Origin of the sequence: Nesterenkonia cremea (assembly GCF_014642675.1) — a bacterium.
Lineage (GTDB): Bacteria > Actinomycetota > Actinomycetes > Actinomycetales > Micrococcaceae > Nesterenkonia > Nesterenkonia cremea.
On sequence record NZ_BMIS01000002.1, the window covers coordinates 287,746 to 302,532 of the forward strand.

12 protein-coding genes are annotated in these 14,787 nt (G+C 67.7%); 11 read left to right on the plus strand and 1 reads right to left on the minus strand.

Going from position 1 to position 14,787, the window contains the following annotated elements; genetic code table 11:
* Positions 1–23 precede the first annotated feature (23 nt).
* The 10 genes from IEW85_RS03580 (at position 24) to tatC (ending at position 11,051) form a co-directional block, all read left to right on the plus strand.
* A complete protein-coding gene (locus IEW85_RS03580) occupies positions 24–1,073 on the plus strand; it encodes a tRNA (adenine-N1)-methyltransferase (protein WP_188682749.1) in 1,050 nt (349 codons plus the stop codon).
* Positions 1,024–2,661: a proteasome ATPase gene (gene arc, locus IEW85_RS03585; RefSeq protein WP_188682750.1), complete on the plus strand. Its 1,638-nt coding sequence runs from the start codon at positions 1,024–1,026 to the stop codon at positions 2,659–2,661. The genes IEW85_RS03580 and arc overlap by 50 nt, the downstream gene beginning before the upstream one ends.
* On the plus strand, positions 2,658–4,424 hold the full coding sequence (gene dop / locus IEW85_RS03590) for a depupylase/deamidase Dop (protein ID WP_373286538.1): 1,767 nt from the start codon (positions 2,658–2,660) through the stop codon (positions 4,422–4,424). The genes arc and dop overlap by 4 nt, the downstream gene beginning before the upstream one ends.
* The gene (locus IEW85_RS03595) at positions 4,424–4,627 is read left to right on the plus strand and encodes a ubiquitin-like protein Pup (protein ID WP_188682751.1); all 204 of its coding nucleotides are present in this window, start codon (positions 4,424–4,426) and stop codon (positions 4,625–4,627) included. Before dop ends, IEW85_RS03595 begins: the two co-directional genes overlap by 1 nt.
* 6 nt (positions 4,628–4,633) lie before the next feature.
* A complete protein-coding gene (pafA, locus tag IEW85_RS03600; protein ID WP_188682752.1) occupies positions 4,634–6,127 on the plus strand; it encodes a Pup--protein ligase in 1,494 nt (497 codons plus the stop codon).
* Positions 6,128–6,200: 73 nt separating this feature from the next.
* Positions 6,201–7,544 (plus strand): FKBP-type peptidyl-prolyl cis-trans isomerase, encoded by a 1,344-nt coding sequence (locus IEW85_RS03605; RefSeq protein ID WP_188682753.1) that lies wholly within the window; start codon positions 6,201–6,203, stop codon positions 7,542–7,544.
* A 6-nt stretch (positions 7,545–7,550) separates the two neighbouring features.
* Positions 7,551–7,955: an FKBP-type peptidyl-prolyl cis-trans isomerase gene (locus IEW85_RS03610; RefSeq protein ID WP_188682754.1), complete on the plus strand. Its 405-nt coding sequence runs from the start codon at positions 7,551–7,553 to the stop codon at positions 7,953–7,955.
* A 7-nt stretch (positions 7,956–7,962) separates the two neighbouring features.
* Positions 7,963–9,888 (plus strand): helix-turn-helix transcriptional regulator, encoded by a 1,926-nt coding sequence (locus tag IEW85_RS03615; RefSeq protein WP_188682755.1) that lies wholly within the window; start codon positions 7,963–7,965, stop codon positions 9,886–9,888.
* Positions 9,889–9,924: 36 nt separating this feature from the next.
* The gene (gene tatA / locus IEW85_RS03620; RefSeq protein WP_229658784.1) at positions 9,925–10,203 is read left to right on the plus strand and encodes a Sec-independent protein translocase subunit TatA; all 279 of its coding nucleotides are present in this window, start codon (positions 9,925–9,927) and stop codon (positions 10,201–10,203) included.
* A 5-nt stretch (positions 10,204–10,208) separates the two neighbouring features.
* The gene (gene tatC, locus IEW85_RS03625; RefSeq protein WP_229658757.1) at positions 10,209–11,051 is read left to right on the plus strand and encodes a twin-arginine translocase subunit TatC; all 843 of its coding nucleotides are present in this window, start codon (positions 10,209–10,211) and stop codon (positions 11,049–11,051) included.
* A gap of 10 nt (positions 11,052–11,061) precedes the next feature.
* On the opposite strand, the gene pepN is transcribed toward tatC, so the two are convergent.
* Positions 11,062–13,734, minus strand: coding sequence for an aminopeptidase N (gene pepN / locus IEW85_RS03630; protein ID WP_188682757.1), 2,673 nt, complete (start codon positions 13,732–13,734; stop codon positions 11,062–11,064).
* Between the two features lie 147 nt (positions 13,735–13,881).
* Between pepN and IEW85_RS03635 the strand changes: the two genes are divergently transcribed.
* A complete protein-coding gene (locus IEW85_RS03635; RefSeq protein WP_188682758.1) occupies positions 13,882–14,787 on the plus strand; it encodes a transporter substrate-binding domain-containing protein in 906 nt (301 codons plus the stop codon).

Sequence of the window (14,787 nt, forward strand, 5' to 3'; positions counted from 1 at the left end):
GGCATCAGCGATAGGCTGAGGGGATGACTCACGGACCTATCGGTGCACATATGCGGAAGGGACCGTTGCGTGCCGGCCAGCGCGTCCAGCTCACGGATCGCAAGGGAAAGCCCAGCACCATCACCCTGCAGGAGGGCGGCGAGTGGCACACCCATCAGGGCGTGCTGCGCCACGACACTCTGATCGGCCAGACCGAGGGGATCGTGGTGGCCAACGACGCCGGCTACGAGTATCAGGTCCTGCGTCCGCTGCTGAACGACTACGTCCTGTCCATGCCCCGCGGAGCCACGGTGGTCTACCCCAAGGACTCTGCACAGATCGTCCAGGTGGCCGACATCTTCCCCGGCGCCCATGTGGTGGAGGCCGGCGTGGGATCCGGCGCGCTCTCCATCTCCCTGCTGCGCGCTGTGGGCGATGAGGGCACGCTGCACTCCTATGAGCGCCGCGAGGACTTCCGGGACATCGCCGTGGGCAACGTCGAGGCCTTCTTCGGCCAGGAGCACCCGGGCTGGCAGGTCCACGTGGGCGATATGCAGGAGGAGGTCCTCCGCGTGGAGGAGCCCGTCTCTGTGGACCGTGTGGTCCTGGACATGCTGGCCCCCTGGGAGTGCCTGGACGCGGTCAAGCAGATCCTCGCCCCCGGCGGTGTCTGGGTCAGCTATGTGGCCTCGGTGACCCAGATGTCGCGTCTGGCCGAGGCGCTGCGTGCCTCCGGGGGCTTCACCGAGCCGGAGGCGCATGAGACCATGTTGCGCACCTGGAACGTCGACGGTCTGGCGGTGCGCCCGGATCACCGGATGGTGGCCCACACCGGCTTCCTGCTTTCGGCGCGGCGGCTGGCCGACGATCAGACTCCGTTGCAGCTGAAGAAGCGTGAGAAGGTCTCCGAGGCCAGCCCCGAGGACCGTGCCGCCTGGCCCGGTGAGCGGTGGAAGGACGACGTCGACGCCGACCAGGGGTGGAGCGCGGCCTCGCTGAAGACCCGAACCATCACCGGGAAGAAGGGCCGCAAGGCGGCCGCCTATGCGCAGAAGATCGCAGATCAGGCGAAGGAGGTGCCGCGCGATGAATGAGGCTCCCAGCTCCCAGCCCGAGGGATCCGACTCCGGCGAAAGGATCCGCCAGCTGGAGCACCAGCTGCAGACCGCCGGCCGGAACAACAGACGGATGGCGGATCTGCTCGAGGTCACGCGCAATGAGATGCAGGAGCTGAAGAAGGCCCTGGAGGTCGACGGTCAGGCTCCCTTCACCTTCGCCACGGTCATCGCCTACCGGCCCGCCCATGACCAGGAGCAGGGCCGCGAGATCGAGGCGGCCACCGCCGCAGGGGCTGATGTGCTCCACGCTGGGCGCAAGCTGCGGGTGAGCGTCTCCCCGCTGATCGAGACTGAGCAGCTGAGCCCCGGCGTCGAGGTGCTGCTCAACGAGAACTTCACCATCGTGGCAATCCTGGAGGCCGAGCGCACCGGTGAGATCGCCCGGGTCAAAGAGGTTCTGCCCGATGACCGTCTGGTCATCCTCTCTCGCGGGGAGGACGAGCGGGTGGTCACCCTCGCCTCCACCGCCCTGCAGAAGACGGAGCAGCCGGTGCGGGTGGGCGACGCCGTCATCGTGGATCTGCGCACCGGCACGGCCACTGAGGTCGTGCCGCTCTCCGAGGTGGAGGACGTGGTCCTGGAGGAGAGCCCCGATGTCTCCTATGCCGACATCGGGGGGCTGGACGGCCAGATCGAACAGATCCGCGACGCCGTGGAGCTGCCCTTCCTCCATGCCGACCTCTACCGTGAGCACGGCCTCTCCGCGCCCAAGGGCATTCTGCTCTACGGGCCCCCGGGCTGCGGCAAGACGATGATCGCCAAGGCCGTGGCGGCCTCGCTCTCGGAGCGTATGGGCGAGGAGGACGGCCTGAGCTCGGTGGCCAGCGGTTCCACCGCCTCCTTCCTGAACATCAAGGGTCCTGAGCTGCTCAACAAATACGTCGGTGAGACGGAGCGGCATATCCGGGTCATCTTCTCCCGGGCCCGTGAGCGGGCCAGCGCCGGGCACCCGGTGGTGGTGTTCTTCGACGAGATGGAGGCGCTGTTCCGCACCCGCGGCACCGGTGTCTCCTCCGATGTCGAGACCACGATCGTGCCCCAGCTGCTGGCCGAGATCGACGGTGTGGAGTCGCTGGACAACGTCATCGTCATCGGTGCCTCCAACCGTGAGGACATGATCGATCCGGCCATCCTGCGCCCGGGCCGACTGGACGTGAAGATCCGTGTGCAGCGGCCCAGTGCGGAGGGCGCCAAGGAGATCCTGCGCATTCACCTGGGCGGACAGGTTCCGCTGCGCGCCGATGCCGTAGCCGAATACGGCGGCCGCGAGCAGGCTCTGGAGGCGCTGGTGGATGCTGTGATCGGCAGGCTCTACCCGGCCCATGCGGATCTGGTCTCCGGAGCGGTGCTGAGCAATATCGTGGACCGGGCCAAGAAGTCGGCCATCAAAGAGTTCCTGGGCGCCTCCGAGGCGGCTGAGGCCAAGGGTCTCACCCTGGAGCATCTGTTGGCCGGAACCGAGGCTGAGCTGGAGGACCAGCGCCGGATGGACCCGGAGAACATGACGGTTCCGGCCGAGTTCCTGCGCGCCGCGGCCCCCGGTGGGGCAGGTGGGCCCCAGTGAGCGTGCGCCGGCTGATCGGCATGGAGACCGAGTACGGGATCCATGCCCCGCAGAACCCCCGGGCCAGCCATGTGGCGCTGTCCATCGAACTGGTCAACGCCTATGCCGCGACGGTGACCGAGGCCGGCGGCGCTGTGGCCGGCACCGAATGGGACTACCAGTCCGAGTCCCCGCTGGTGGACGCCCGTGGATGGGTGCTGCCGCGCTCGGCCGCCCACCCCAGCCAGCTGACCGACACCGAGGAGGCCGTGGCCTACGCCTCTGAGCAGGAAGCCGGTCAGGGTGAGGTCCGGGACGCCCTGGGCAACCTCAGCGGCGGAGACCCGACGCCGGCGGACACCGCTGAGCGCGGTGAGATTCACGCTCCGGGGAGCCGCCATTGGCGCGGGGACTTCTTCCAGCTGAAGAAGGACCAGCCGCAGCTGCTGATGAACCTGGTGCTCTCCAACGGGGCACGCTTCTACGTGGACCACGCCCATCCGGAGTACTCCGCCCCGGAGGCGGTGGGGGCCAAACGTGCGGTGCTCTACGATGTGGCCGGCGATGTGGTCGCCCGAGCCGCGGCAGATCGGCTCAATCGTGAGGAGGGCTCCCCGGAGCTGCTGCTCTATAAGAACAACACGGACAACAAATCCGTCTCCTACGGAGCCCATGAGAACTACCTGGTGCCCCGTGAGATCAGCTTCGACTCGGTGATCGCCGGACTGATCCCGTTCTTCGTCAGCCGTCAGATCCTGTGCGGAGCGGGACGGGTCGGCATCGGGCAGACCAACTCCACGGCGGGCTATCAGGTCTCCCAGCGGGCCGACTTCTTCGAGGAGGAGGTCGGGCTGGAGACCACGGTGCGCCGCCCGATCATCAACACTCGGGACGAGCCCCATGCGGATATGGACTCCTACCGGCGGCTCCACGTGATCATCGGCGACGCCAATATGAGCGAGTACTCCGCCTGGCTGCGTGTGGGCACCACCGCTCTGGTCCTGGACCTCATCGAATCCGGCCGGGTCCCGCCGCTGCGGGTGCTGGAGCCGGTCAGTGCTCTGCGGGCAATCTCCCATGACCCCACGCTGCGCACCACAGTGGCGACCGACCGCGGCGAGATGACAGCGCTCGAGATCCAGCGTCTCTACCTGGAGGCGGCCGTGGCCCGCGCCGCCGAACAGTCGGGCCCCGGCGGAGTCCGTCCGGCCCCGGATACGGAGACCGCCGAGATCCTCGAGGCCTGGCAGACCCTGCTGGACGACCTCTCCGAGGACGTCTCCCTGGCCGCCGACCGTGTGGATTGGGTGGCCAAGCTGCAGCTGTTGGAGTCCTATCGGCGCCGTGACGGCCTGGGCTGGGACGCTCCGCTGCTGGGCATGATCGATCTGCAGTATGCAGACCTGCGCGAGGAGAAGGGCCTGTACTACAAGCTGGTCCGTGCCGGACGTCTGCGCCGTCTCTTCACCGATGACCAGATCGCCTGGGCCGCCCAGCATCCACCGGAGGAGACCCGCGCCTGGCTGCGCGGAGAGTTGGTCAGCCGCTTCTCCGAGTATGTGGCCGGGGCCAGCTGGGATCAGGTCCTGCTGCGGCCCGACGCCGTCTCACCCATCACGCGGATCCACCTGGAGGAGCCGCTGGCCGGGACCCGGGCCCAGGCCGAGGAGGCGCTGGAGCAGGCCGCCGATGGACGCAGCCTGATCAGGAGGGTCACCGCCATGCTCGAGGACTACCGCACAACATCGTCGGATAAGGCCCACACCGCGAAGGAGGACATCTGATGTCCGAACAGCCGCAGAAGCGCAGCCATGGAGGACCCGGAGAGGACGGGCCCGGCGAGGAGCCCGGAGCCGTCCCCGGAGGGAGCGCCCAGTCCCAGCAGAAGGCCGGTGAGCTGGACAGCCTGCTCGATGAGATCGACTCGGTGCTGGAGTCCAACGCCGAGGAGTTCGTGAAGGGCTTCGTCCAGAAGGGCGGCCAGTAGACGGCCATGGAGCGACGAGTCTTCGGAGTGGAGACCGAATTCGGTCTCACCCATCTGGGCAGGGAGCGCCGCGGCCTGCCGCCGGACGAGGTGGCGCGCTACCTCTTCCGTCCGGTGGTGGACTGGGGGAGGAGCTCCAATGTGTTCATCCCCAACGCCTCCCGGCTGTACCTGGATGTGGGATCCCACCCTGAGTACGCCACCGCCGAATGCGATGACCTGCTGGATCTGATCGCCTCGGATCGTGCCGGGGAGCTGATCATGCATGATCTCGCCCTGCGCGCCGAGGAGGCGCTGGAGCGCGACGGCTTCGACGGCAGCCTCTATCTGCTGAAGAACAATGTGGACTCCCGGGGGAACTCCTACGGCTCCCATGAGAACTACCTGATCCCGCGGGCCACCCACTTCCGCCGGCTCTCCACCGTCCTGCTGCCCTTCCTGGTGACCCGTCAGGTCATCGCCGGGGCCGGCCACGTGCTCCAGAGCAGCGATGAGCGTGCCGCGCACTTCGCCTTCTCCCAGCGGGCCGATCACATGTGGGAGGGGATCTCCTCTGCGACCACACGCTCGCGCCCGATCATCAACACCCGGGACGAGCCCCACGCCGACGCCGGGATCCACCGCAGGCTCCATGTGATCGTGGGCGACTCCAATATGTCGGAGACCACCCAGCTGCTGCGCTTCGGCGCAACGGATCTGGTGCTGCGCATGATCGAGGCAGGCGTTCCGGTGGGGGACTATGAGCTGGAGAACCCGATCGGAGCGATCCGGCACATCAGCCACGACATCACCGGCACCGCCGCCGTGCGCATCCGTGGGGGGCAGGAGCTCACCGCCGTGGAGATCCAGACGGGTCTGTTGGAGAAGGCCAAGACCTTCATCGCCCGGCACGGAGCCCATCATGAGCATGTCGAGAAGATCCTGGAGCTTTGGGAGCGCACGCTGGAAGCGGTGCGCAGCGGTGACCACAGCCTGGTCGACCAGGAGATCGACTGGGCGATCAAGAAGCGCCTGGTGGATGAGGTCGCCCAGCGTCACGGGGTGGGCTACGACCACCCCAAGCTGGAGCAGATCGATATGGCCTATCACGACGTCCGCCCGGACCGCGGGCTCTTCCATCTGCTGCGGCGTCGGGGCCGTGCCGCCTCCCTGCTGAGCGAGGAGCGGATCCGGGCGGCAATGATGGATCCGCCGGCCACTACGCGTGCCGCCGTCCGCGGGCATTTCCTCTCCACTGCCCGGGCCTATGGGGCCGAGCACACAGTGGACTGGGTGCACCATAAACTGGTGGACCGTCCGTTGGAGGCGCTCATGATCAAGGACCCCTTCGTGGTGGAGGACGAGCGGATCGAGGCGCTGCTGGACAAGCTCGGAGACCGGGCTTCTCAGCTGCGCGAGCTCAGCGTTGAGGAGCGTGAGGCTCAGGGTGTTCCGTTGGCTCTGTCGGAGCGCTATACGCTGACCGCTGATCGGCCTCATTCCGACCCGCCGGTGATCTGACGCGCCCCAGGTTGAGCCGGTACAGTGCAGGAAGGCTCGTCGTCCGAGAACCCCGAAGCGTAAGGACTCCTCTGTGCGAAAGAAGTACATCGCCCTCTCCGTGCCTGCTGTGATGCTGCTGTCCGGATGCTCCACCGACGGGCTTGGGGATGTGGACTCCCTCTCGGGCGTCAGCCTCCACATGACCGATGAGGGGGCTCCCGAGGTCATCCTGCAGAACCCTGTGGAGGCCGAGGAGGAGTCCGCGCGCATCCTGGAGGAGGGCGACGGAGAGGCCATCGAGGAGGACGCCCTGCTCCACCTCTCCACGGCTATGGCCGATCCGGAGACCGGAGAGGTTCAGCAGGAGGACTTCAGCGAAGAGGCTCCCTCTCTGCTCTACCTCCCGCTGATCGAGGAGCAGAACGAGTTCATCTATGAGTCGATCACCGACACCGGGCTTGACGTCGGCGGTGAGATCGCCATGTACGTCCCCGGTGCGGAGGGCGGCGGCGAGCCCGCGCTGATCATCGTGCGGGTGGACGACCAGCGGCCCGACCACGCCGAGGGCGAGGTCGAGGAGCAGAGCGGCGAGCTGCCCTCCATCATCAATGAGGTGGGCGAGGCCCCCGAGCTGGAGGACTTCGACCCGGAGGCCGCTGAGGTCCCCGAGGAGGTCCAGTCCGAGGTTCTGATCCAGGGCGAGGGCGAAGAGGTCGGACCCTATGACCACCTGGTGATGCGCTACACCGGCTGGCGCTGGTCCGACGGCGAGGTCTTCGACAGCGCCTGGCCGGGCGTGGAGCCGGTTCCGCCGGAGGGCGAGGAGCTGCCCGAGGGCCAGGAGCCTCCGGAGGTCGATGAGGATCAGGCCGTCCCGCCGATGGATTCCCCGCTGCCCAACCTGATCCCCGGCTGGGCCGACGCCCTGGAGGGCGTCCAGGTCGGCTCCCGCGTGGTCATGGTGATCCCGCCCGAGCAGGCCTATGGCGAGGCCACCGAGGAGGACGCCGAGGGCGAAGGCGCTCAGCAGGAGGAGGGCGCCCAGGAGGGTGCCGCTGAAGAGGGTGCGGTGGAGCCGCAGACCGCCCAGGGCGAGGAGGCCCCTGCTGATGGTGAGGAGATCACCGAAGAGGACATGCAGGAGCTCGAGGAGGCTCTCGGCGACCAGATGGGAGGCCAGCAGGAGCACCCGCTGGCCGGCGAGACCTTGGTCTTCGTGGTCGATGTGGTCGACGCCGTCCCCGCCACCGACGAGCAGATCCAACAGTACGAGGAGCAGGAGCGCCAGATGGAGGAGGCCGAGCAGCAGGCTGACTCCGAGAACGACTCCGAAGAGGACCAGCCGGCTCAGGGAGAGGGCAGCCAGGATGAGGCTGTCCAGGAGGAGTCCGGCCAGGAAGAGACCGACGAACAGCCCCAGGGACAGGAGAACTGAGAGAGCATGTCTTTCGGACAGCGCACCTATGACCGCACCAAGCCAGAGATCGACTTCCCGGGCATCACTCCGCCCGAGGATCTGGTGATCGAGGAGCTCATCCCCGGCGGCGGGCCCGCCGTGGAGCCCGGCGACCAGATCTCCTGCCATTATGTGGGCGTCTCCTGGTCCACCGGCGAGGAGTTCGACGCCTCCTGGAACCGTGGCCAGACCCTGGACTTCACCGCCGGCATCGGCCAGGTCATCCAAGGCTGGGACCAGGGCCTGATCGGTATGCAGGAGGGCGCCCGCCGCCGCTTCGAGATCCCGCCGCACCTGGCCTACGGGGAGCAGGGCGCCGGCGCGGCCATCGGCCCCAACGAGACGCTCATCTTCGTGGTCGACCTGGTCAGGGTCCGCAAGGCCGCCTGAGACGCAGATGGAGGAAGCCCCGCAGGATGCCTATGCCGATGAACATGTGGCCCGGGCACTGTCCCTGGCCGCCACTGTCCTGGAAGCCTCCCCCCGGGGGCTGACCAAGGCTGAGATCTGGGAGCGGATCGAGTTCTACCCCGCCGAGGTCTCCACCGCTGAGGAGCGGGAGGCTCGGGAGAAGGTCTTCGACCGCGATAAGAAGTATCTGAGCCAGAACGGCATCCGGCTCATCCAGGGCGAGGGCTCCGACGAATACGAATACCGCTATGCCATCGATCCGGAGGACTACGGGCTTCCGGAGCTGGAGCTGACCGCAGCCGAGCTCATGCTCCTGCGTCAGCTCCAGCGCCTCTGGCGGGGCCGGCGCGGGCGCGCCACGATGCTCCAGGCCATCGGTGCGCTCACCGGATACCACCAGGAGGCTCCCGACGCCGAGGCATCGGTCCCCGCGTTCACGGCGCCTCCGCTGGAGCTCGGCGATGACCGAGACTTCGACCACCTCCAGACGCTGGCCGGGTTCGGAGAGCGCGCGGCGATCAGCTTCGACTACATCGCCCGCGGCCGCTTCGAAGCCCAGGTCCGCCGTGTGGTGCTGCTGGGCACCGGCGTGCGCGGCCACTGGTACCTCACCGGCTATGACCTGGACCGTCAGGCGCTGCGCACCTTCCGGCTGGACCGCATCCACGGCGGGATCCGCGCGCTGAAGCGCTCCGCCCTGCTCTCCGCCGAGGAGGTGGAGACAGTCCGGGCGATCAGTGCCTCCGAGCAGTGGGTGGACTTCGATCTCGACGCCGCCCTGGACGACGCCGCTGCGGCCTCCGGAGACCGGGAGAACATGCTGCACGCAGCTCTGCAGGCCCATCGACAGCCGCCCGAGCACCCAGGCCGGCTGCGGCCGCTGCACGAGAGCCGCACACCGGATCCCGCCCCGCAGAAGGTGGAGCGGCTGCTGAGCATGACCGCCCATCTGCATCGCAGCGGGGGAGTGCGGGTCTCCGAGCTGCTGGAGAGCTACGGCATCAGTGCAGACCAGCTGCAGCGGGACCTGCTCTCCCTGCAGCAGACCGGATCCTACGACGCCGACCGGTTCGGATCCCTGGCCGAGGTCCGGCCCGAGGTGCCGCTGACCGTGGCCGAGTTCGCCGAAAAGTTCGTGGCCGCCGACCCGCTGGTCTCCCTGGAGCTGCCCGAGGGCGCGCTGCGCGGAACCCTCACTCGGCCCATCCGACTCTCGGTGCCCATGGGTCTCTCGCTGCTCATCGGCATCCACAGCGTCGAGTCTTCTCCCACCGCCGATGGACTGCGCAGCAAGCTCCAGGAGGTCCTGCCCGAGCAGATGCGGCGCCTGGCCGGACAGGTGAGCCTGGCCGGCGTCGGGACCGCTGGCGGCGAGCAGGGGCAGCTGCTGATCGAGGCGGCCGAGGAGGGCCGTGCCGTGGAGCTGGACTATGAGGACGCCCAGGGCCGCGGCAGCCGCCGCACTGTGGAGCCCGTGGCCGTGTTCCGCTCCGGGGCGCACAGCTATCTGCGCGCCTGGAGCCGGCCCGACCAGGAGCCGCGGACCTTCCGGATCTCCCGGATCCGCGCCGTGGAGCCGCTGCAGGAGCAGATCAGGGAGGACGCCCGCCGTCTCGCCGAGCAGCCCCTGGAGCCCCCGCGCGTCCCGGAGGATCAGCGGCCGGTGCGGGCCGTGCTGCACTTCACCGCACCCGCCGCGGCCGAGGCTGACGACTACGAGCCGGAGCTGCACCGCAGGCATGACGACGGCGGCCGCACCGTCCAGGCACGGTTCAGCAGCGAGGAGAGCATCATCTGGCTCAGTGTCGAAGCCGGAGGAGACATCATCCTGATGGAGCCCGAGGCGCTCCGCGCCGAGGTGATCGGGCGGATCGAGTCTCAGCTCTCCCCGTCGGGGCCTGAAGCGGAGTAGAATCGTGCAGACGACGAAAGGACCTCGACTGTGAGTATGCCCAACGGATGGATGATTGCGATCATCGCAGTGCTGATCATCCTGCTCTTCGGCGCCCCCAAGCTGCCGAAACTGGCCAAATCGATGGGCCAGTCCATGCGCATCTTCAACTCTGAGGTGAAGACCATGCGCAATGAGCGTGATCAGAGCACTGACTCCTCCCAGGATGAGGAGGAGAAGGACCAAGAGGCCGTCGAAGGGCGCGTGATCAGCCCGGAGAAGCAGTCGGGGACCCAGAGCCGCACCGGCGCTGAGTCCACCGACGAACGCCGCTGAGCCCCATGGCCGCAGCGCGCCACGACGAGCCTGCGAAGAACAAGACCAAGCGGCGCAAGCGCAGGGACCCCGAAGGGACCATGTCCCTGGCGGAACACCTGCGCGAGTTGCGCAACCGCGTCTTCATCGCCGCACTGGGCGTCCTGCTCGGTGCGGTGGCAGGCTTCTTCATCTACGACACGCTCTTCCGCCTCCTTGCCGCACCGGTGCTGGAGTTCGGCGGCACCGACCGCGCCGCGGAGATCGCCTTCAACACCGTCGGACAGCCGCTGGATCTGATGATCCGGATCTCGCTGTTCGTCGGGATCGTCGTCTCCTCTCCCCTCTGGCTCTACCAGATCTGGGCCTTCATCATGCCCGGGCTGAAGAAGACTGAGAAGCGCTACGCCGTGGGCTTCATCGCCGCCTCGGTCCCGCTGTTCCTCGCCGGCATCGCCCTGGCCTACACGGTGCTCCCGCGGGCCATCGGCTTCTTCTTCGCTCTGAACCCCGAAGGCACCTCCAACTTCATCGCCCCTGACGTCTACTTCAGCTTCGTGCTGCACATCTTCCTGGCCTTCGGCATCGCCATGGTGCTGCCCGTGGTCCTGGTCGGGGTCAACATGATGGGACTCGTCAGCGGCAAGCAGGTGCTCCGCGCCTGGCGCTGGGTGGTCATGCTCATCGCCATCCTCTCCGCCATCGCCGCCCCGGAAGTCGTCAGCATGATCTTCATCGGACTGCCGCTGTGCCTGCTGTTCGGCGTCGCGATCGTGCTCTGCCTGCTCAACGACCGGCGCCGTGCGAAGCGTCAGGTGCGCGACGATGAGGAAGCTGAGGAGCTGGTGCACTCTACTGAGCTGCAGTAGCGGCGATTCCTCACCGCGCGTTGTGTTGGGCTCGGAGGGCTCGGAGGAGGTGGTCCTGCTCTTCGAGGATGATGCGGCGCAGGGCGGCGGGGGCCTCGGTGTGTGTGTCCAGCCAGCGCTGGGTGAGCGCGGCGGTGGGGTGCTCCTCGGGCCTCTGGCCCGGGGAGAGGCCCTGGGCCTGCGGGAAGAGCCCCTCGACCACACGGGTGGCCTGGCCCTGAGTCATATGTGACCAGGTGGCCTCCAGGGCGTCGAAGTAGGCGCTCGTGTAGGCCGGCGTGAGGTCAGCCGTGTCCGTGGTGAAGCCTGAGACCACTGCCGTCAGGTGATCGTTGGAGAGCTCCTGACCATGCTCATCGGTGCCGCTGATCGCCTGCGCGAAGGCACGCTCCTTGCCCTTCTTCTCCGGGAAGGCGGCTGCGGCCAGGCGGTGGGCGATCCGCCCTCGGGCCGTGTCCCGTGAGGCCAGCTCCGTGTCCAGCTGCCGCAGGCTCAGTCGGCCGTGCGCCGCCAGGGCCTGCAGGAAGGACCAGCGCAGCTCCTCGTCCATCGCCAGGCGGGCGATGCCGGCGTCGGGACCTCCGCCGTCCAGCAGCGAGGAGAGCAGATGCAACTGGCTGCCGTGGCGCCGGGAGAGGGATCCCAGCACGCGGGCTGCGGCCCGCTGATGGTCCTGCCGAGCGGCTGCCCCGTCCGTCTCGGTCAGGTAGTGAGCCAGCCGGGATGCGAAGCGCAGCTGCAGCTCCTCGCGCTGCTCCACCGGCGTGTAGAGCTCGAGCGCCCGGTCAGCCTGACGCAGCAGAGACTGCACCACGCCGATCTCCGCCACTTGCAGGCCGTGGTCCATCACCGCATCCAGGAAGCGGGAGGCCGGCAGCTCGCCGTCGCGGACCATCGACCACAGCGCGGCCCAGACGGTGGCACGGCCCAGCGGGTCCTCCATGGGGAAGCGCAGTGCGGCCGCCACAGAGCCGGGGTCCAGGCGCAGCTTGGCATAGGTGAGGTCCTGCTCATTGGGCAGGATCAGGCGCGGCTGACCGTCCTGCGGCACAGAGGTGACCCGGATGGGCTCCCCGGCGGCCTCGGCCGGGATCTGCATCGGCAGGGAGGTCTCCAGGGCCAGCGTGCCCTGCTCGGTGAGGCTGTAGACGCCGAGTCCGATCACATGAGGCCGGTGCACCGGGCTGCCGTCCACCGGGTCGATCCCAGACTCCCGGACCCAGACGGCGCCTTCCGAGATCTCCGCGCTGAGCTCAGGCAGCCCCGCGGTCTGCAGCCAGCTCTGGGCCCAGGCCTGCATGTCCTTGCCGGTGACCTCCGCAAGGACGTCCAGGAAGTCGCGCAGAGAGGCATTGCCGAAGGCATGGCGGCGGAAGTACTGCCGGGACGCTTCGCGGAAGGCCTCCCTGCCGGCGTAGGCGGCCAGCTGCTTGAGCACGCTGGCGCCCTTGGCGTAGGTGATGCCGTCGAAGTTCTGGTCAGCCGCCTCCAGGTCCTCGATGTCGGCGACGATCGGGTGGGTGGTGGGCAGCTGGTCCTGGACATAGGCCCAGGCTTTGCGTCCGTTGGCGAAGGAGACCCACGACGTCGACCACCCGGTGGCCTCGTCCACGGCCAGCGTGCCCATATAGTCGGCGAAGGACTCCTTGAGCCACAGATCGTCCCACCAGTGCATGGTGACCAGATCGCCGAACCACATATGGGCCATCTCATGCATGATCGTGGTGGCGCGGCCCTCGTGCTGAGCGTCGGTGGCGGCAGTGTCGAAGACATACTTCTCGGTGAAGGTGACCAGTCCCGGATTCTCCATGGCGCCGAGGTTGTACTCGGGCACGAAGACCTGGTCGTATTTGGCCCGCCCACCAGTGCCGCGGCCCCATGGGTATCCGTAGGAGAACTCCTCATGGAAGAACTCCAGGCCCTGTGCGGTGACGGTGAGGATCTCCTCGGCGTCGAGATGCCGGGCCAGGGAGGCGCGGCAGAGCACCCCCAGATCGATGTCCCGCCAGCTCTCCTCCACCAGGTGATACGGCCCGGCCAGCAGCGTGGTGATGTAGGAGCTCATCGGTTCGGTCTCGGCGAAGCGGACAGTGACCAGACCTGCTCCGGCCGGCTCGCGGGTGACCTCGGGGCTGTTGGAGCGCAACTGCCAGGACTCCGGCCCGGTGATCGAGAAGCGGAAGCGTGCCTTCAGATCAGGCTGTTCGAAGACGGGGAAGACCCGCCGGGAATCGGCCGGCTCGTACTGGGTGTAGAGGTACACCTGCCCGTCGGAGGGATCGGTGAACCGGTGCATGCCCTCTCCGGAGCGGGAGTAGCGCGAGGTGGACCGGATCTCCGCCGTGTTCTGCTCCTGCAGGTTCCGCAGTCGGATGCGCGCGGTCCCCACCTCCTCAGCGAGGTCAAGCTCCTCCCCGTTGAGCACCACCTGCTGGACGGAGTCTCCCAGGTAGTCCAGGAAGGTGGACTCGCCCGCCCGGGCCTCGAAGCTGACCCGTGTGGTCACCGGGTAGGTGGCTGCTCCTTGTTCTGCAGCGCCGGAGAGATCCACGTGGACCTCATAGCGCTCCACCTCGAGGTGGGCAGAGCGCTGGGAGGCTTCCTCGCGGGTGAGGTTCTCACGATGGGCGCCGGGGAAGGGGGAGTCCTCGCGGGTCGATGCGTCTGTGCCGGTCACTGCCATTCCACCATTCAACCCCCAGTCGGGCTGGAGCACCAAGACGTGGGCCCGGCGGGCCGCTGAGAACACCCCTTGAAAATATCAATCTGGATGATACTCTGCGAGAACCCAGCACGGATGTGATCTGTATCACCAGCCAGGGAGGGTGGCATGACATTCAACAGAAGAGCTGCGACCGCAGTGAGCGTGGCGGCAGTGGGAGCGCTGGTCGCCTGTTCGGCAGACGGCACTGAGGGCGAAGGCGCGCCGGAGCAGAGCCTCGACGAAGATGCTCCGCTCTACGACGAGCTTCCCGAGGAGATCACGGAGGCAGGCCGGATCACCATCGCCATGGACACCCATCCGCCCTATCGGACCATCGAGGAATCCGGAGACATCACCGGCATCGACCCGGACCTGCAGGCCGCCCTCTCCGAACAGCTGGGCGTGCCCTTCGAGCCGGAGACCACCTCCGGTCTGGACGCCATGCTCACCGGGATGCTCTCCGGGCGCTTCGACGCCTTCAACGGTCCGGTGCGTGTGACGCCGGAGCGCCAGGAGGACTTCGACACCATCGTCTGGATGACCACCCGCACCTCCTACCTCTATCTGACCGAGCGGGAGGAGGATCTCGGTGATCCGGAGGCACTCTGCGGCGCCCGGGTGGCCGGAGTCAGCGGCTCGGTGACCGAGAGCCAGCTCGAGCTCTACACCGAATGGTGCGAGCAGGAGGGTCTGGAGGCCCCAGAGTACATCGGGCTGGAGGACACCAACGCCACGGTCCTGGCCATCAACTCGGACCGAGCGGACTTCGCCGGGACCACCCAGGCCGCGGCCATCGACATCCAGGCGGAGAGCCCCGGGGACTACGAGTACATCGCCCAGTCCGACGAGCAGGGCGCGGGTGTGGATCAGCTGGCCATGTTCATCCCCAAGGACTCCGGGCTGGCCGAGGTGATGTTCGCCGCCTTCGAGGAGATCTTCGCCAACGGCGACTATGAGGAGGTCATGACCGACTGGGACATCATGGACACCGCCGTGGAGGAGCCCGTGCTCAACCCCTATGAGGAGGGGTGA